Source organism: Actinoplanes sp. NPDC049548, from assembly GCF_040676695.1.
GTDB lineage: Bacteria > Actinomycetota > Actinomycetes > Mycobacteriales > Micromonosporaceae > Actinoplanes.
On record NZ_JBFAPM010000001.1, the window covers coordinates 491,213 to 509,956 of the forward strand.

13 protein-coding genes and 1 tRNA gene are annotated in these 18,744 nt (G+C 71.0%); all 14 read left to right on the forward strand.

Annotation, left to right across the window (positions count from 1 at the left end; genetic code table 11):
* Positions 1-3 precede the first annotated feature (3 nt).
* Positions 4-4,644, forward strand: a complete 4,641-nt coding sequence (locus AB0J80_RS02350) for a beta-ketoacyl synthase N-terminal-like domain-containing protein (protein WP_364699377.1) — start codon at positions 4-6, stop codon at positions 4,642-4,644.
* An 11-nt stretch (positions 4,645-4,655) separates the two neighbouring features.
* Positions 4,656-4,952: an acyl carrier protein gene (locus AB0J80_RS02355; protein WP_364699379.1), complete on the forward strand. Its 297-nt coding sequence runs from the start codon at positions 4,656-4,658 to the stop codon at positions 4,950-4,952.
* Positions 4,949-5,719, forward strand: a complete 771-nt coding sequence (locus AB0J80_RS02360; protein ID WP_364699381.1) for an alpha/beta hydrolase — start codon at positions 4,949-4,951, stop codon at positions 5,717-5,719. The genes AB0J80_RS02355 and AB0J80_RS02360 overlap by 4 nt, the downstream gene beginning before the upstream one ends.
* Before the next feature lie 8 nt (positions 5,720-5,727).
* Positions 5,728-6,669: a hypothetical protein gene (locus AB0J80_RS02365; protein ID WP_364699383.1), complete on the forward strand. Its 942-nt coding sequence runs from the start codon at positions 5,728-5,730 to the stop codon at positions 6,667-6,669.
* Positions 6,666-8,252, forward strand: a complete 1,587-nt coding sequence (locus tag AB0J80_RS02370; RefSeq protein WP_364699385.1) for a hypothetical protein — start codon at positions 6,666-6,668, stop codon at positions 8,250-8,252. The genes AB0J80_RS02365 and AB0J80_RS02370 overlap by 4 nt, the downstream gene beginning before the upstream one ends.
* Complete coding sequence (locus tag AB0J80_RS02375) at positions 8,249-9,898, forward strand: hypothetical protein (RefSeq protein WP_364699387.1); 1,650 nt, start codon at positions 8,249-8,251, stop codon at positions 9,896-9,898. Before AB0J80_RS02370 ends, AB0J80_RS02375 begins: the two co-directional genes overlap by 4 nt.
* Before the next feature lie 151 nt (positions 9,899-10,049).
* Positions 10,050-11,738 carry a hypothetical protein gene (locus AB0J80_RS02380; RefSeq protein WP_364699389.1) on the forward strand — a complete coding sequence of 563 codons (1,689 nt, stop codon included), beginning with the start codon at positions 10,050-10,052 and terminating at the stop codon, positions 11,736-11,738.
* An 89-nt stretch (positions 11,739-11,827) separates the two neighbouring features.
* Complete coding sequence (locus tag AB0J80_RS02385; RefSeq protein WP_364699391.1) at positions 11,828-12,853, forward strand: PHB depolymerase family esterase; 1,026 nt, start codon at positions 11,828-11,830, stop codon at positions 12,851-12,853.
* Between the two features lie 33 nt (positions 12,854-12,886).
* Entirely contained in the window at positions 12,887-13,762 is an 876-nt protein-coding gene (locus AB0J80_RS02390; RefSeq protein WP_364699393.1) for a helix-turn-helix domain-containing protein, read from the forward strand.
* Between the two features lie 38 nt (positions 13,763-13,800).
* Positions 13,801-13,871: transfer RNA gene (locus AB0J80_RS02395), tRNA-Gln, on the forward strand.
* A 67-nt stretch (positions 13,872-13,938) separates the two neighbouring features.
* The gene (glmU, locus tag AB0J80_RS02400; protein ID WP_364699395.1) at positions 13,939-15,384 is read left to right on the forward strand and encodes a bifunctional UDP-N-acetylglucosamine diphosphorylase/glucosamine-1-phosphate N-acetyltransferase GlmU; all 1,446 of its coding nucleotides are present in this window, start codon (positions 13,939-13,941) and stop codon (positions 15,382-15,384) included.
* 130 nt (positions 15,385-15,514) lie between these two features.
* Entirely contained in the window at positions 15,515-16,495 is a 981-nt protein-coding gene (locus tag AB0J80_RS02405; protein ID WP_364699397.1) for a ribose-phosphate diphosphokinase, read from the forward strand.
* Between the two features lie 841 nt (positions 16,496-17,336).
* A complete protein-coding gene (locus AB0J80_RS02410; protein WP_364699398.1) occupies positions 17,337-17,966 on the forward strand; it encodes a 50S ribosomal protein L25/general stress protein Ctc in 630 nt (209 codons plus the stop codon).
* Positions 17,967-18,033: 67 nt separating this feature from the next.
* Positions 18,034-18,621, forward strand: a complete 588-nt coding sequence (gene pth, locus AB0J80_RS02415) for an aminoacyl-tRNA hydrolase (protein ID WP_364699400.1) — start codon at positions 18,034-18,036, stop codon at positions 18,619-18,621.
* The last annotated feature ends 123 nt before the right edge of the window (positions 18,622-18,744 follow it).

Sequence of the window (18,744 nt, forward strand, 5' to 3'; positions counted from 1 at the left end):
GGCGTGGAGCAGATCGCGATCGTGGGGATGGCGGCGATCTTCCCGGGCGCCGCCACCCTCGGCCAGTACTGGGAGAACCTGGTCAACGGCAAGGACCTGATCACCGACGTGCCGGAGGACCGCTTCGACGCGCTGTTCTACGACCCGGACAACGCGCACCGGCCCGACCGGCTCTACACCCGCCGCGGCGGTTTCCTCGACGAGCAGGCGGTGTTCGAGCCGCTGAAGTTCGGCATCATGCCGAACTCGGTCGGCGACATCGAGCCGGACCAGCTCATCGCGCTCGAGGTCGCGGCGGCGGCCATCGCCGACGCGGGCGGCGCACAGCGGATGCCCGACGCGGACCGGGTCGGCGTCATCCTGGGCCGCGGCGGCCTGCTCAACCCCGCCGCGTCCCGCTACGCCAACCGGGTGCGCATGGCCAGCCAGGTCATCAGCCTGCTGCGCGAGCTCATGCCGGACCTCGGTGAGGACCGCCTCGGCCTGCTGCGCGACCGCATCGACGAGCGGCTCGGCAAGCATCAGCCGGAGGGCACGATCGGCCTGGTGCCCAACCTGGCCGCGTCGCGGGTCGCGAACCGGCTGAACCTGCGCGGGCCGGCGTACACGATCGACGCGGCGTGCGCGTCCTCGTTGATCGCTGTCGACCAGGGCATCACCGAGCTGGCCCAGGGGCGGCTCGACGCCGTGCTGGCCGGCGGTGTGCACCACGTGCACGACATCAGCTTCTGGTCGGTGTTCAGCCAGCTGCAGGCGCTGAGCCGCAAGGGGGAGATCCGGCCGTTCGACGCCGAAGCGGACGGGGTGCTGATCGGCGAGGGCACCGGCATGGTGGTGCTCAAGCGCCTGGCCGACGCCGAGCGCGACGGCGACCGGGTGTACGCGGTGATCCGCGGCAGCGGCACCTCCAGCGACGGCCGCTCGGCCAGCATGTTCAACCCGGCGAGCTCCGGTCAGGCGCTGGCGATCCGGCGAGCCTGGGAGATGGCGGGCCTCGACCCGACCGCCCCCGACGCGCTGGGCCTGCTCGAGGCGCACGGCACGGCCACCCCGACCGGCGACGCCGCCGAGCTGACCACGGTGGCCGAGGTGTTCGGCCCGCACACCGGCGGCGAGAAGCCGGTGATCGGGTCGGTGAAGTCGATGATCGGGCACGCCATGCCGGCCGCCGGCGTCGCCGGGCTGATCAAGGCCACGCTCGCCGTCTACCACGGCGTGCTGCCGCCCACCCTGAACGTCACCAAGCCGCGCGCGGAGATGGCGAAGACGCGCTTCCAGCCGATCGCGTCGGCGCAGCCGTGGCGGAGCACCGGCCCGCGCCGCGCCGGCGTCAACGCGTTCGGCTTCGGCGGGGTCAACGCCCACGTCATCGTCGAGCAGTACGCGAGCGCCGCGCCCGTGATGGTCGCCGAACCGGAGCGCATCGTCTGGCTCGCCGCGTCCTCGACCGCCGAGCTGGCCCGGCTGCTGGAGCGCGACGACGTGCGTGACCTGCCACGGGCGCGTGACGGCGGACCCGTACGCCTGGGCCTGGTCGATCCCACCGACCAGCGCCTCGGCATCGCCCGCAAGATGGTGGCCCGCGGCGAACCGTGGCGCGGCGGCCGCGACGTCTGGTTCACGCCGCGACCCCTGCTCGGCCCCGGCGGCGGCAAGCTGGCGTTCGTCTTCCCCGGCGTCGAGGCCGAGTTCGCGCCGCGGACCGCGGACATCGCCGCCCACTTCGGGCTGCCGCACCGCGAGTGGACGGCCGAGGACCTCGGCCACCACGGCAGCGGCCTGGTCGAGGTCGGCAAGCTCCTGGACACGGCGGTGCGCCGGATGAACGTACGCCCGGACGCCGTCGCCGGGCACAGCATCGGCGAGTGGACGGCGGCGGCGGTCACCGGCCAGATGAGCACCCGGGGCGTCGACGCGTTCCTCGGCCTCTTCGACGCCGACAGCGTCGAGGTCTCCGGGTACGCGTTCGCGGCGATCAGCGCGGCGATGGAGACGGTCACCCCGCTGCTCGGCGACTACCCGGGCGTGGTGCTGTCCCACGACAACGCCCCCAACCAGTGCGTCGTCAACGGCCCCCGTGAGCAGGTCCAGCGCCTGGTCGACGGCCTGCGGGCCCGGACGATCCTGTGCCAGCTCCTGCCGTTCCGCTCGGCGTTCCACACGCCGGTCTTCGCCGAGGGACTCCAGGCGATCGGGGCGGCGCTCGGGCGCTGGGAGGTGCAGCCGACCGAGGTGCCCGTCTGGTCCGGCACGATCTCGGCGCCGTTCCCGGCCGACCCGGACGAGGTCAACCAGCTGTTCATCCGGCACATGATCGAGCCGGTGTGGTTCCGCCGCACGGTCAACGCCATGTACGCCGACGGCATCCGGGTCTTCCTGCAGATGGGCGCGGGCCAGCTCGCCTCGCTGATCGACGACAACCTGCGCGACCGGGAGCACCTCGCCATGCCGGTGAACGTCTCCCGCCGTGACGGCCTGGCCCAGCTGCGCCGGGTCGCGACGGCTCTCTGGGTCGACGGCGGTGACCCGGACATGGCGGTCCTCGACCCGGCGCCGACCAGGGCGGCCGCGCCGAAGGCCCGCACGGTCGCGGAACCGTCCGAGCGCAAGGGCCCGTCCGTCCGCCTGGACCTGGGCGGCCCCCTGGTCAAGCTCGGCGACGGCGCCGACCAGCTCCTCGGCATCTCGCCGACGCAGCAACCGCCGACGCAGCAGCCTTCGGCACCCCGCGTGCCGGCGCAGGCCGCACCCAGCAATGCCGACGCGCACAGCGCGGCGTTGTCGGCGCTGAGCCGCATGGCCGGCACCTCGAAGGCCGCAGCCGAACTCGCAGCGCTCCTCCAGGAGACCGCAAGCGACGCGGTGACCGTCATGAACGCCGCAGCAACCCGGACCGCCGCCCGGCCACCCGCCCCGGCCGCCCCGGCCGTAAGCCGGCCGACCAGCCCGGCCGACCCGGCCGTGAGCCGGCCGACCGCCCCGGCCGCCGGGTGGGCGGCGGCCCCGGCCCCCGCCCGGCCGGCCATTCCTCGGCAACGACCCGCGACGCAGCCGCCGGCAAGCCCGGCAGCGGCACCGGCGCGGCTACCCGCTGGGCACGGATCATCGGTGTCAGGCGACGCGGTAACCGTACATAAGAAGGAGGAAGCGGAACTCCTCAGAACGACCCTCGAGGTCTCCGTGGAGACCATGCCCTACTTGCGCGACCACTGCTTCTTCGTGCAGCCGGACGACTGGCCGAGGGTCGAGGACCGCTGGCCGGTGGTGCCCGCGACGACCGTGGTGCAGCACATGATGGACGCCGCCGAGCGAGCCGTCCCCGGGCTCAGGGCCGTGGCCGTGCGCGACGCGAAGTTCAACCGGTGGCTCATCGCCGCGCCGCCGCAGCGGGTCGAGATCACGGTCAAGCGGGCCGGGCCCGACACGGTCACGGTGATCTTCGGCGGCTACGCGCGTTCCACCGTGGAGCTGGCCGCGGCGTATCCCGAGCCGGCGGAGCGCCCGTGGACGCACGACCCGGCGACCGAGGTGCCGCCGACGACGAGCGCCGAGCGGATGTACGCCGAGCGGCTCATGTTCCACGGCCCGCTGTTCCAGGGCGTCACCGCGGTGCACGCGCTCGGCGACATGCACGTCCGCGGCGTCGTCACCGCCCCGACGCCGCCCGGCGCCCTGCTCGACAACGCGCTGCAGCTGATCGGCAACTGGCTCATCACCACCCAGCCGTTCCGGACGGTGGCGTTGCCGGTGGCGCTGCGGCACGTGAAGTTCTACGGCCCGGCGCCGGAGCCGGGCACCGCGTTCGAGTGCGTGGCCCGGGTCCGCCGGATCACCGACGGCGAGCTGGTCGCCGACACCCAGCTGTCGGTGGGCGGCCGGGTGTGGGCGCAGATCGACGGCGCGACCGACCGGCGGTTCGACAGCCATCCGACCGCGCGGGCCTGCGAGCGGTTCCCGGAGAAGTACCCGATGTCGCAGCGCCAGGACGGCGGCTGGACCGTGGTCTTCGACGCCTGGACGGACCTGGTCACCCGGGGCATGGCGGCGCGCGGCATCCTCGGCGGCGAGGCCGCGGCCGAGTACGAGCGGATGCCCGCCGCCAAGCGCAACCCTTGGATGCTCGGGCGGATCGCCGCGAAGGACGCCGTCCGGTTCCGGCAGTGGGACGCCGGGCACACCGACGTGTACCCGATCGAGCTGACCGTGCGCAACGAGCCGAGCGGGCGGCCGTACGTCGAGCTGCGCCCGGGCCGCGGCCTGGTGGAGTGCGCGGTGTCGATCGCCCACACCGCCGAGGTGGGGGTCGCCATCGCCGGCCCCGCCGGTGCCGAGGTGGGCATCGACGTGGTCGAGATCGTGCCGCGCGACGAGAGCACCCTCCGGTACGCGCTCACCGACGCCGAACGCGCGCAGCTCACCGACGACCGCAGCTTCGCCCGGCTCTGGGCGGCGAAGGAGGCGGCGGGCAAGGCGCTGGGCACGGGGCTCGACGGCGCACCGCGCCGGTTCGTGGTCTCCCTCGCCGACGGCACCGTCAGCGTCGGCGACCGGGTCCTCCGGGTCGCCTGGCGCGAGATCGAGAACCCGCCGGATCTTCCCCCGCGGCGCTACGTCGTCGCCTGGACCACTTCCGCCGACAACTAAGGAGCACCGCCATGCCCTCCGACCAGAACGCCGTCCTCGCCGACGTCGCCTCGATGCTGCGCTCGGTGCTGGGCGACTTCGGCGACGACGCCGAGATCACCATGGACACCACCTTCCGCGACGACCTCGGCATGGAGAGCATCGACGTCGTCTCGCTCGCCGGGCGGCTGCAGGCCCGCTACGGCAGCTCCGTGAACTTCGCGCTGTTCGTCTCCGGCCTCGACGTCGAGTCGGTGGGGGAGCTGCGGGTGGGCCAGCTCGTCGAGTACATCGCCGACTCCCTCGACAAGGTGCCGGCCGGCAGATGAGCATGGTCCGGGCCAACGGCGTCGACCTGCACGTGCAGGAGGTCGCGCCGATCGGCGAGCACCGCGGCACCGTCGTGCTCGTGCACGGCATGACCTCGGACAGCATGGCGAGCTGGTTCCTCACGCTGGTCCACCCGCTCGCCGAGGCCGGGATGCGGGTCCTCCTGTACGACCTGCGCGGGCACGGCCGCAGCGCCCGCCCGGCCACGGGCTACCGGCTGGACGACTTCGTCGACGATCTGGAGGCGTTGCTCGCGCACTGGGCCGTGACCGAGCCGGTGTACGTGTTCGGCAACTCGTTCGGTGGCACGGTCGCGTTCACGTACGCGGCCCGCCACCCGGACCGGGTCGCCGGCATCGTGACGATCGAGTCCGCGCCGCCGACCGCCACCTGGTTCGCCCGGATGGCCCGGCGGCTGGCCCGCGCCGCCGAGACGCTCGCCGACGCGGACGTGGTGACCCACAGCCGGCCGTTGTTCGCCCGGCGGGTGCGTGACGCGTCGGCGCTGCTCGCCGAGACCGACATCGGAGAGCAGCTGCCCGCCAGCGCCCTGCCCGATCCCGCGGCGTTCACGGCGATCACCTGCCCCGTCCTGTGCCTGTACGGCGCCGACTCGGCGGTCCAGGAGCTCGCCGAGGAGACCGCCCGGCTCGTCCCGCAGTCGCGGCACGTCGTCGTGGCCGGTCAGAAGCACACCCTGCTCATCAAGGCTCCCGACCAGGTCCGCGCCGAGGTGCTGCCCTGGCTGGCCACCCGCGTGCACTAGGAGAGTTCATGGACCGCGCCATCATCATCAGCAACGGCCGCTGTGGTTCCACCCTGCTGTCCGACCTCATCCACGAGGAGCCGGAGACCTGCTCGGCGCAGGAGTTCTTCATGCTGGTCGCCCCGTGGAACCGCAGCAGCGAGGTCATCACCGGCCCGCAGTACTGGGACGTGCTCAGCAGTCCCAAGCCGGAGCTGAAGGTGCTGTTCCGCATCGGCCTGCCGCCCAAGGAGGTGCGCTACCCGGCGTCCGGCCGTTGGAACGACGACCTGGTGAACCTGCCGCGCATTCTCGCCATCACGCTCGCCAAGCTCACCGACGACCCGGATGCGCTCTTCGACCGGCTCGCGCCGCTGGTCAAGGCGTTCCCCACGCAGGCCGTCGGCGCGCACCACCAGGCGTTCCTCGACCTGCTGACCGAGCTGACCGGCAAGAAGCGCTGGGTGGAGCGGTCCGGCGGCTCCAGCCAGGTGACCCCGGCCCTGCTGGCGAACTTCCCGACCGCGAAGATCGTGCACCTGACCCGGGACTGGGCACCCAGCGCCGCCTCCATGAGCAAGCACTCGCTCTTCCAGCTCGTGCAGATGCGGATCGAGTCGATCGGCAAGTACGGCATCGACCCGTTCGCCGTCGCGCCCGGCGACGAGGTGCCCGAGGAGGTCCGCCGCTTCCTGCCGGAGAACCTGAGCCCCGAGGTCCTGCACGAGCGCGGCGGCGACGGCAAGCGGTTCCTGGGTCTCTGCGCGTTCATGAGCAGCCAGGCCGACCAGGCGCTCATCGACAAGCGGCCGGCGCAGCTGCACGAGATGGCGTACGAGGACCTGGTCCGTGAGCCGGTCGCGGAGCTGACGCGGCTGGCCGAGTTCCTGAGCTTCGCCGACCCGGCCGGCTGGGCCGCCTCCGTCGCCCACCGCGTGCGCCGGCCGGAACCCGTGGCGGTGCCGGCATGAACGCCTTAGCCGGGTTGGTGACGGCGGTGCTGCTCGGCACTCCCGTGACCGCGCCCGACACCTACAGCTTCGAGCTGATCGGCAAGGCGGCGGCGGACGAGTGCTTCGCCGGCATCGGGAACCCGTACCCCGCCGGGCCGCCGTGCGCGCAGGGCCAACCGAAGGTCAACCAGGCGTACGTGTGGGGCCTGACCCGGGTCGGCAGGCAGGTCTGGTTCGGCACCGGCGCGAACACGCACTGCCTGACCAGCGGCTCCAGCCTCGGCGACGCGAACCCGGTGGTCAACGCGGACTATGTCTGCGAGTTCGGCGAAAGCCAGGTGGCCAAGAACAACCCCACCGTGCCCGATGCCCTGGGTGACGTGCGGCCGCCGCAGGTCTGGCTCTTCGACGCCGCCACCGGCAGCCTCACGAACCGCTCCGACACCGTCATGGGCGCCTCCGCGGCGGACGCCACCCGCCTGCGTCGCACTCTCGGGCTGCGCGCCGCGGGCAACCTGAACGGTGTCGTCCTGCTCGCCGGGCCCACGCTGAGCAGCACCCTCAACGTCTTCGCCTTCGACGCCGTCACCAAGCGCTTCCTCGGCTCGCGCACCCTCGCTCAGTACGGCAACGCCAGGACGTTCCTCGCCGCGGAAGGCAGCCTGTACCTCGGCGCCGGCATCGGCCCGGACGGCAGCTTCGGCGGGGCCGTGCTGCGCTGGCGCGGCAACCGGATCACCCCGTTCCTGTTCGAGAAGGTCGCCACCCTGCCCGCGCAGGCCGCCGACCTCGCGTACCAGGACGGGCGGATCTACGCGACGACGTGGTCGACGGCCCGGCCGACCTCCGACGCCCAGCGCGGCGGGGTGTGGCGCAGCCCGCCGTTGCCGCTGGACGGCGGTGCCTGGACCCAGGTGTGGAACGCCGGGTCCTACGAGACCGACCCGCTCATCAGGGACACGTACGGGGTGGGCGGCGTCGCGGCGTACGACGGCTGGCTCTACTGGGGCACCATGCACGTGCCGCTGAAGGCCACCAAGGTGCATCAGAAGGCGTACCCGCAGCCGACCGACGAGGCGAAGCGCACCCAGATCCGGATGACGCAGCGGGCGACGAGCATCTGGCGCGGGCGCGACCTCGGCACCCCGCAGCAGCGCATCGAGCTGCTGTACGGGGAGGCGGTGCTGCCCGCGTACCGGCCGGACACCGGCACCTGGACCGCCGCGCCGACCGGCTGGACCCCGCGCCACGGCAAGTCCGGCTTCGGCAACAGCTTCAACAACTACACGTGGCGGATGGCCGTCGCGGGCGACCGCCTCTACGTGGGAACCATGGACTGGAGCTACATCGTCCAGGACCTCTCCGACCAGGCGCCGCCGACCGACCCGGCCGGCTGGGGCGGCGACCTGTGGACGTTCCCGTCCGCCGACGCGCCCGCCGAGGCCGTCGACGTGCGCGGGCTCGGCAACCACCTCAACTACGGCATCCGGAACATGGTCGCCGACGGCGACGACCTGTACGTCGGCATGGCCAACCCGATGAACCTGCGCGCTGGGGGCGGCTGGGAGCTCATCCGCCTCGTGAGAGGACCGCACTCGTGAGAGCTGTCGCCGTTGCCGCCGTCGTCCTGCTCGGCCTGACCGTCCCGGCCGTACCCGCCTCCGCGGCGGACGGCTCCTACTCCTTCAAGCTGCTCGCCAAGGCGGCGCCCGACGAGTGCTTCAACGGGATCGGCCAGCCGTACCCGCCCGGTCCGCCGTGCGCCGAGGGGAAGGCCAAGGTCAGCCAGGCGTACGTGTGGGGGCTGACGAAGGTGGGTGCCGACGTCTGGTTCGGCACCGGCGCCAACGTGAACTGCCTGGTCAGCGGCGCCACCCTGGACAGCTACACCCCGGTGGTCAACGACGACTACGTCTGCGAGTACGCCGAGAGCCAGACCGTCCGCGACGACCCGGACTGGCCCGCGGAGATCGGTGACCAGCGGCCCCCGGAGGTGTGGCTCTACCACGCGCGGACGAAGCAGAAGGTGAACAAGAGCGGGGAGATCCGCGCCAAGAGCCCCGACGACGCCGAGCGGCTGCGGACCACCATCGGCCTGCGCGCCGCCGGCACGCTCGGGGGCGTGGTCCTCTTCGGCGGCCCCGCGCTCAACGACTCGCTCAACCTCTTCGCCTTCGACGCGCGCACCCAGCGCTTCCTCGGCTCGGTCAACCTCCCGCAGTACGGCAACATCCGTACCCTGCTCGTCGCGGAAGGCGCCATGTACCTGGGCGTCGGCATCGGCACCAACGGCTCGTCCGGCGGTGGCGTGCTGCGCTGGACCGGCAGCGTGCGGAACCCGTTCACGTTCGAGGTGGTCGCGAACCTGCCGGTGCAGGCGGCCGACCTGGCGTACCACGATGGGCGGATCGCCGCGACCAGCTGGCCGGCCAACCAGCCGGCGTCCCCGTCGCAGCTCGCCGGCGTCTGGATCAGTCCGCCGCTGACCGACGGCCTGCCCGGCCTCAACCCCGAGGACGCGGCCGGCTGGCGGCAGGTCTGGCACGCCCGCCAGTACGAGCCGGACCGTGTGGTCGCCGCGACCTATGGCGGCGGCGGTGTCGCGTCGTTCGGCGGCTGGCTCTACTGGGGAACGATGCACGTGCCGCTGAAGTCGACGAAGGTGCATCAGCAGGTCTACCCGCAGACCACCGACGAGGCGAAGCAGGCCCAGGTCGCCAACACCCAGCGCGCGCTCAGCCTCTGGCGCGGCAAGGACCTGGGGCTGCCGACCCAGAAGATCGAGCTTCTGTACGGGGCGACGGCGCTGCCCGCGTACGACCCGGCGACCGCCACCTGGGCGTCCGTGCCCACCGGCTGGACCCCGGTGTACGGCAAGTCGGGCTTCGACAACCCGTTCAACAACTACACGTGGCGGATGGCCGTGGCGGGCGGCCGCCTCTACGTGGGAACCATGGACTGGAGCTACATCGTCCAGGACATCACCGCCGAGTCACTGGTCCCGCCCATTGATCCCGCTGGATACGGTGGCGACCTGTGGATGTTCCCGTCCACGTCGGACAAGGCCGAACCGGTCAGCAGGACCGGCCTCGGCAACTACCTGAACTACGGGGTCCGCACCATGATCCCGGACGGCCCGAACCTGTACCTCGGCATGGCCAACCCGATGAACCTGCGGACCGATCCGGCCGACGACGTCCCCGAAGGCGGCTGGGAGCTGATCAAGCTGACCGCGCCCTGCAGGTAACCCCCAGGCGTGGGCGGGCGGCGCATCCCACGACGCCGCTCGCCCACTTCATCCCTCGTGCGCCCTCGCGGACCCCCGCGACGGGCGCATGCGGCGTCTCCGAGAGGAATCCAAAGTGGTCAATATAAGAAGGCTCCTCGCGGCGGGGGCCGTGGCCCTCGTCGCCGCCGGCGCAGCGGTCTCGCCGGCCGCCGCCGCCCCGTCCATCCCTCAGTACAAGTTCAAGCTCCTCGCCAAGGCCAAGCCCGACGAGTGCTTCGTCGCGGTGGGCCAGGCCTACCCCGCGGGCCCGCCCTGCGCGAGCGGCAAGCCCAAGGTCAACCAGGCGTACGTCTGGGGGCTCACCCAGGTCGACCAGACCATCTGGTTCGGCACCGGCGCCAACGTGCACTGCCTCGTCAGCGGCGCCACCCTCGACTACGTCAAACCCACCGCCAACGACAACTGGACCTGCGAGTACGGCGAGAGCCAGCCCCACAAGAACGACCCGGCGATCCCCGACTACCTCGGCGACATGCGCGCGCCCGAGGTGTGGACGTACGACGTCACCACGGGCAAGCAGGTCAACAAGAGCGCCGAGATCCGCGCCAAGTCGCCGGACGACGCCACCCGCCTGTCCCACACCATCGGCCTGCGCGCCGCCGGCCACATGGGCAACGTCGTTCTCCTCGGCGGCCCCGCCCTCGAGAACACGCTCAACATGTTCGCCTTCGACGCCACCACCCAGGAGTACCTCGGCTCGGTCAACTTCCCGGACTACGGCAACATCCGTACGTTCCTGGTCGCCGACGACGCCCTCTACCTGGGCGTCGGCATCGGCCGCAACGGCTCCGCCGGCGGCGCCGTCTGGCGCTGGAACGGCGACACCACCCGCCCCTTCGACTTCACCACCGTCGCCAGCCTGCCCGTGCAGGCCGCCGACCTCACCGTCTACGACGGCCGCATCGCCGCCACCAGCTGGCCCGCCGAGCAGCCCACCAGCGCGGCGATGCTCGCCGGCCTCTGGATCAGCCCCAAGCTCGCCGACGGGCTGCCCGGCCTCAACGACGAGGACCGCGCCGGGTGGAAGCAGGTCTGGAACGCCCGCCAGTACGAGCCCGACCGCGTCGTCTCGGCCACCTACGGCGGCGGCGGCATCGCCGCGTTCGACGGCTACGTCTACTGGGGCACCATGCACGTCCCGATGAAGTCCAGCACCGTCCACGCCAAGGTCTACCCGCCCGCCACCGACCAGGCCGCCAAGGACCAGGCCGTCAAGACCCAGCGCGCGGTCAGCATCTGGCGCGCCAAGGACCTGGGCCTGCCGACCCAGAAGATCGAGCTCGTGTACGGCGAGAAGACGCTCCCCGCCTGGGACCCGGCCACCTCCACGTGGTCGGACAAGTCCACCAACTTCGAGCCCCTGTACGGCAAGTCCGGCTTCGGCTACCTGTTCAACAACTACACCTGGCGCATGACCGTGGTCGACAACAAGCTCTTCGTCGGCACCATGGACTGGAGCTACCTGGTCAAGGACCTCCTCGCCGGCGCCGCCCCGCAGGCACCCGTCAACAAGCGGGCCCGCAAGGCACTCGCCGACCCGGACAACTGGCACATGCCCCTGATCAGCCCCGCGAAGTTCGGCGGCGACCTCTACATGTTCACCGACTCGAACTCGCCCGCCCAGGCCGTCAACACGCGCGGCCTCGGCAACTACCTCAACTACGGCATCCGCAACATGATCCCGAACGGCAAGGGCGGGCTCTACATCGGCATGGCGAACCCGATGAACCTGCGTACCGAGAAGAACGACATCAAGCCTGAAGGGGGCTGGGAGCTCATCGAGATGAACAAGCGCTGACCCCACGGCGGGCGGGCCTCTCCGGGGCCCGCCCGCTTTCCTGACCTGACCCGTACGTTCCTCGAACATCTCTGATGGACGGTGGTGCCATGAAGCGCCTGCTCGCTCCCTTCGCCGCGCTGTTGTTGCTGCTGCTCGCGGGCTGCACCGGCCGGGACCGCCCCGCGCCCCCGCCGTCCGCGCCGCCGTCTTCGCCGGCTCCCTCCACGGCTTCGCCGTCTGCGCCGGCATCGTCCGCTTCTTCTTCGCCTTCCTCCTCCTCGCCGGCGGCTTCATCGCTGCCGGTGGGCAAGTCGAGTGCCTCGCTGACCGTCGACGGCCGCCGGCGCACCTACCTGCTGTACCGGCCCGCCACGGCTCGACCGGGAGCGCCGCTGGTCGTCGTGCTGCACGGCGCGGTGGGGACGGGCAGGCAGGCCGAGATGTCGTACGGCTGGGACGCCGAGGCCGACAAGGGCGGCTTCGTGGTCGCGTACCCCGACGGCGTGAACCGCACCTGGAACGCGAGCCCCGACTGCTGCGGCGTGGCCGCCCGCGACAACGTGAACGACGTCGCCTTCATCACCCAGCTCGTCGCCGCGGTGCCCGGAGTGGACCCGCACCGCGTCTACGCGACCGGCATCTCGAACGGCGCCATGCTCGCCTACCGCCTCGCCTGCGAGACCGACACCTTCGCCGCCATCGCCCCCGTCGCCGGCACAATGATCAACAAGTGCCCCAGCCCGGCACGGCTCTCGATCATCCACATCCACGGCGAGGACGACCGCACTATCCCGTACGCCGGAGGCCCCGGCCGTCGCAGCAACAACGGCAGGGGCCGCCTGCCCGTGAAGATCGACGGCCCCTCCGTACCGTCCCTGATCGAAACCTGGCGCCGCACCGACGCGTGCGCGGCACCCACGGTCACGAAAGCCGGAGCCGTCACGACGTCGTTGGCCACCTGCCCGGAGGGGCGCGCGGTGGAGCTCATCACGATCGCGGGAGCGGGCCACCAATGGCCGGGATCCCGCCGAGCCCCCGTCGCCGAACGCGTCCTGCACCTCGACCCTCCCTCGACGGCCCTCGCCGCGACCCCGACCATCTGGAACTTCCTGAAGGCACATCCGAAGCGTTGACATCGAGTTGTAGGTACACGGTAATGTACCTACATGCAGACACCCCCGGAAGGGGATCCTCGTGCGGTGGAGGCTCGACGGCTGCGCGCGGAAACCCGGATGTCCCTGGCTCAGCTCCGCACCCACTTCGGCGTCAGCCGCGACACGATGGCGGCCTGGCTCTGGAACAAACCCACTCCCGAATGGACCCGCCGGCCCAACGCGAAGGATGACCTGCGCAACGAGGCCATCGCCCTACGGCGTGAGGGTCTCACCGTCCCGGAGATCGCTACGAAGCTCGGCGTCGCCAAATCGACGGCGTATCTCTGGGTGCGGCACATTCCCCTCGACGCAACCTCGGAGCGTGCCCACGAGCGCCGCAGTGCGCACTCGCGCCGGATCTCAGAGACCCGCTGGGAGCCCTTGAGGCAGAAGCGAGACGCCGACCGCGCCGCAATCAACGAGGAGGCGGCGACCTGGGTCGGCTCTCTCTCCGACCGCGAAGTCCGTCTCCTCGGAGCGGCCGCCTACTGGTGTGAAGGTCAGAAGGCAAAGCCTTGGCGGCCGAACGACTGCCGCGTCATCTTCATCAACAGTGACCCGGTGTTGATATCGCTCTTCCTCCGGTTCGTGGAGCTTCTGGGCGAGGACCGGATGAAGCTCACCTATCGTCTGAGCATCCACGAGTCCGCCGACGCGGTGGCGGCGGGCCGGTGGTGGGCCGATGTCGTGGGGGTGCCGTTCGAGCTTTTCCGGCGCCCATCCCTCAAGACGCACAATCCGTCCACGGTCCGGCACAACGTCGGGGATCCTTATCGCGGGTGCCTTGTCATCAGGGTGCCCGATTCCCGACAGCTCTACTGGACGGTCGAGGGCTTGATGCAAGGGATCGCCGGTGCGCCGGACTCGTGCGGGCAGGTTACGATGTAGCCCGCGTGCATGACCCTGTCGTTATGTCCGCTTTGCCCTCCCGGGTCGTCTAAGGGCAGGACGTCACATTTTGGTTGTGATTATAGGGGTTCGAATCCTCTCCCGGGAGCTCTCTGTCTGCGGTTGAGTTGGTGCCGCGTTCTCTCACTGCCACACTGCGAACAATGGAGTCCCGCGTGAGCCAGGCCCCGAGCCGTACCGTCGTCGTCCTCGCCGCCGGTGAGGGCAAGCGGATGAAGTCCGCCACGCCGAAGATGCTGCACCCGCTGTTGGGCCGCACGCTGCTCGGGCACGTCCTGCACGCCGCCGAGGCCGCGCAGGCCACGCGCACCGTCGTGGTCGTCGGGCACAAGGCCGACCAGGTGCGCGCGCATCTGGCGGAGATCGCCCCCGGCGCCACCCCGGTGCTGCAGGCCGAGCAGAACGGCACCGGTCACGCCGTACGCATCGCGCTCGAGGCCATTCCCGAGGCCGCCGGCACCGTCGTCGTGCTCAATGCCGACGTGCCGCTGTTGCGGCCGGAGACGGTCGAGGCGCTCGTCGCCGCGCACGAGGCGACGCGCAAGGGGGCGACCGTGCTGGCTGCCGAGGTGGCCGACCCGACCGGGCTCGGCCGGATCGTGCGCGACGCCGACGGCAACCTGGAGCGCATCGTCGAGGAGCGCGACGCCTCCGCCGAGGTCCGGGCGATCCGGGAGATCAACGCGGGCATCTACGTCTTCGACGCCACGCTGCTGCGGGAGGCGCTCGGGAAGCTGTCGACCGACAACGATCAGGGCGAGGAGTATCTGACCGACGTCTTCGGCATCCTGGCCTCGGTGGGGCACCCGGTCGGCGTGCACGTCGCGGCGGACGCGCAGGAGACGCTCGGCTGCAACGACCGCGCCGAGCTGGCGCGGCTGCGTGCCCTGTTGCGGGAGCGGGTCAACACGGCGTGGATGCGGGCCGGCGTCTCGATTCTCGATCCGGCGACGACCTGGATCGACGTGACGGTGACGCTGGAGCCGGACGCGGTGATCGACCAGAATTGCCAGCTCCAGGGCGCGACGAAGGTGGCGACGGGCGCCGTGATCGGCCCCGACACGACGCTGGCCGACACGATCGTCGAGGAGTGCGCGACCGTGCTGCGTTCGCACTCCATCGGGGCGGAGATCGGGCCGGACGCGTCCGTGGGGCCGTACTCGTACCTGCGGCCGGGCACGCGGCTGGGCCGCAAGGCGAAGGTCGGCGGGTTCGTCGAGACGAAGAACGCCGAGCTGGGCGCCGGCGCGAAGGTGCCGCACCTGTCGTACGTCGGTGACGCGACCATCGGACCGAAGTCGAACATCGGCGCGGGCACGATCTTCGCCAACTACGACGGGGTCAACAAGCACCACACGACGGTGGGCGAGGCCGCGTTCGTCGGCAGCGACACCGTGCTGATCGCGCCGGTCGAGATCGGGCCGGGTGCGTACGTCGCGGCGGGAAGTGCGGTCGCCAAGGACGTGCCGGCGGGCAACCTGGGTGTGACGCGGGCGCAGCAGCGCAACATCGAGGGCTGGACGGCGCGGAAGCGGCCCGGCACGGTGTCGTCCGAGGCCGCGGAGAAGGCGGCCGGGCAGCAGACCGGGTCCACGGAGTAGGACACCAAGTCGGCCGCGGCGCAAGCTGGGGTGAGGCATCCCACGACGCGGATCCGGCACGTGGACTCCGGGCGGCCACGGGTAATACTTCAGGTGACTAACCCCTCGAACCACGGGAGCGGACGAGCCCATGGGCAGCATCGTCGCGGAGAACCGTAAGAGTTTGATGCTTTTCTCCGGGCAGGGCTTCCCGGAGCTGGCCGAGGAGATCGGCCAAGTGCTGGGCGTCGCCCCGACGCCGTCGGACTCGTACGAGTTCGCGAACGGTGAGATCTTCGTCCGGTTCAAGGATTCGGTACGCGGCTCCGACGCCTTCGTGGTCCAGTCGGTGACCGAGGGCGTGAACCGGTGGGTCATGGAGACCCTGATCATGATCGACGCCCTCAAGCGCGGGTCGGCGAAGCGGATCACCGTCGTGCTGCCGTTCTACCCGTACTCGCGGCAGGACAAGAAGCACCGCGGCCGGGAGCCGATCTCGGCCCGGCTGGTCGCCGACCTGCTGAAGACCGCGGGCGCCAACCGCATCCTGACCGTCGACCTGCACACCGCGCAGATCCAGGGCTTCTTCGACGGCCCGGTGGACCACCTCTTCGCGATGGACATCCTCGCCGAGCACGTGCAGAAGAAGTTCGCGGGCCGCCCGATGACAGTGGTGGCGCCGGACTCCGGCCGGGTACGCGTGGCGGAGCGCTGGACCGACCGGCTGGGCGGCTGCCCGCTGGCGTTCATCCACAAGACCCGCGACCCGCTGAAGCCGAACCAGGTCGTGGCCAACCGCGTGGTCGGCGAGGTCGAGGGCCGGGTCTGCCTGGTCGTCGACGACATGATCGACACGGGCGGCACGATCACGAAGGCCGCCGACATCCTCTTCGACTCCGGTGCGGCGGACGTGGTCGTAGCGTCGACGCACGCGCTGCTGTCGGACCCGGCGACGGAGCGGTTGAAGAACAGCCGGATCTCGGAGCTGGTCGTGACGAACACGCTGCCGCTTCCGCCGGAGAAGCGGCTGGACAAGATCACCGTGTTGTCGATCGCGCCGTTGCTGGCTCGGGCGATTCGTGAGGTCTTCGATGACGGGTCGGTGACGACTCTGTTCGGTGGGTTGAGCTGACGCTCCGCTTCGCTTGACCCCTTGGCGCCGAAGCCGTTGTGGTCCGGCTTCGTGGGTCGGCGCCGGCCGCATGATCCGCCGCTGCTTCGGCTCGACCTCATGCTTTGGGGATCGGTCCGGTTCCGTCGGCCATGTCTCGAGCCGTCGCCGCGCTCGTCGTCGCAGTTCACTTCTGCCGGGCCTCCTGCCTCGCGACGCCCACTTCTGTGGGGCCTCCGCCCGGCGCGCCTACTTCTGCCTCGCCCGTGTCCGGCGCCTTGCTTTGGCTGCGTCCGCTCCCGCCGCGCCCGCTCAAGCTTGCCCACGCCCGACGGCCTGCTCCCGCCGCGGCCCCGGTCCTGCCGGGCCGCCGGTCTCGCCGCGCCCCGGTCTCGCCGCGCCCCGGTCTCGCCGCGCCCCGGTTTCGCCGGGTCGCCGGGTCGCCGGGCCGTCGGGCTCTTGCTCGGCGTGCTGCTTTCGCCTCGTCCGATGGCCCGGCGTGCCAGGCTCGTTTTGTGCATCCGAGTGCTGTCGTTCGTTGCTGGCGGACGCGCTCTGAGCGGGGTGCAAGTTGCATCGGTCGGGTGAAGTTTTGGCAAGGGAAGCCAGCTGACGGGACCCGCCGGTCAGCACGCGCGCGCGGCAGGTAAGCTGGTGCGGTTGCCACGGCGAGGGTGCCACGCGGTCTGCTGCAGGTTTGCGGAGTTCGCTTGAGGCACCGTGATCGACGCGGTGCTCCGGGCCTGTGCCCAGTGCGCCCCTTGCCCAGCACTGAGCACCACCCAAGCTCGGCCCCCGCCGAACACCGCCCGCAGCCCGCCGACTTTGACGCAGCCCGATCCAGAGTTTCAGGAGTTTCCCCGTGTCCGAGGTAAAGATCAGCGCCGAGCCCCGTACCGAGTTCGGCAAGGGTGGTGCCCGCCGCACGCGCCGGGCCGGCCTGGTGCCTGCCGTGCTGTACGGCCACGGCGAAGCCCCCGTCCACATCGCGCTGCCCGCGCGGGAGTTCGCCGCCGCCATCCGGCACGGCGGGCTCAACCAGGTCTTCACGATCGACGTGGCCGGTGGCACCGGCACCACGCTGGCCCTGCCGAAGGCCATCCAGCGTGACCCGATCAAGGACACGTACGAGCACGTGGACCTGATCATCGTGAAGCGCGGCGAGAAGGTCCAGGTCGACGTCCCCGTGACGCTGGTCGGCGAGGCCGCCAAGAACACGCTCGTGGTGACCGAGAGCACGACGCTGTCGGTGACCGCCGAGGCGCTGCACGTGCCGAACCACCTCGAGGTCTCGATCGAGGGCCTGGAGGCCGGTTCGCAGGTGACCGCCGGCGACGTGACGCTGCCGACCGGCACCGAGCTGGCCGTGGAGCCGGAGCACGTCATCGCGATCGTGTCGCAGGCGCAGACCGCCGAGCAGATGGAGGGTGACACCGGCGAGGGTGCCGCCGAGGCTGCCGAGGGCGAGTCGTCCGAGGAAGCCGCGAGCTGACCCAGCAAGCACCGAACAGGGAAAGTGCCGGTCGGCACTTTCCCTGTTTTTCGTCGAGGAGACCTGCATGACCGAGGACGCACCCTGGCTGGTGGTCGGCCTGGGCAACCCCGGCCGGGAGTACGCGGGCAACCGGCACAACGTCGGCTTCATGGTCGCGGACCTGCTGGCGTCCCGGGTCGGCGGCAAGTTCGGGCGGCACAAGCGGGCGGTGGCCGAGGTCGCCGAGGGGCGGCTGGGGTTCGGCGGTCCGAAGCTGGTGCTGGCCAAGCCGCTGACGTACATGAATCTGTCGGGTGCTCCGGTGGTGGCGCTGGCGCAGTTCTTCAAGGTGCCGGTGGAGCATGTGATCGCCGTCCACGACGAGCTGGACGTGCCGTACGGGCAGGTCCGGGTGAAGCGCGGCGGTGGTGAGGGTGGTCACAACGGGTTGCGTTCGATGTCGAAGTCGCTGGGCAGCAAGGAGTACGCCCGGGTGCGGTTCGGCATCGGCCGGCCGCCGGGGCGGCAGGATCCGGCCGATTTCGTGCTGTCGGATTTCTCCTCGGTGGAGCGTAAGGAGCTGGAGTTCCTCATCGATCGGGCCGCGGATGTGACCGAGGCCGTGGTGTTCGAGGGCGTCGAATGGGCGCAGAACAAATACCACGGAATGTGATCATGCGAGGCCGAAACCGATAGATCGTTTGGACCGTTTTGTCCGCCTATCGGTCCCGTGACGATGTCCGCCTTTTGCGCGTTGGGCACATAGCGCACCGAAATGGTGCGCGTGAATCGACGG

Coding starts and splice junctions, on each gene's coding strand:
- AB0J80_RS02355 (WP_364699379.1), top strand. CDS start 4,656: ATGCCCTCCGACCAGAACGCCGTCCTCGCCGACGTCGCCTCGATGCTG.
- AB0J80_RS02360 (WP_364699381.1), top strand. CDS start 4,949: ATGAGCATGGTCCGGGCCAACGGCGTCGACCTGCACGTGCAGGAGGTC.
- AB0J80_RS02405 (WP_364699397.1), top strand. CDS start 15,515: ATGGGCAGCATCGTCGCGGAGAACCGTAAGAGTTTGATGCTTTTCTCC.
- AB0J80_RS02370 (WP_364699385.1), top strand. CDS start 6,666: ATGAACGCCTTAGCCGGGTTGGTGACGGCGGTGCTGCTCGGCACTCCC.
- AB0J80_RS02385 (WP_364699391.1), top strand. CDS start 11,828: ATGAAGCGCCTGCTCGCTCCCTTCGCCGCGCTGTTGTTGCTGCTGCTC.
- AB0J80_RS02390 (WP_364699393.1), top strand. CDS start 12,887: ATGCAGACACCCCCGGAAGGGGATCCTCGTGCGGTGGAGGCTCGACGG.
- pth (WP_364699400.1), top strand. CDS start 18,034: ATGACCGAGGACGCACCCTGGCTGGTGGTCGGCCTGGGCAACCCCGGC.
- AB0J80_RS02365 (WP_364699383.1), top strand. CDS start 5,728: ATGGACCGCGCCATCATCATCAGCAACGGCCGCTGTGGTTCCACCCTG.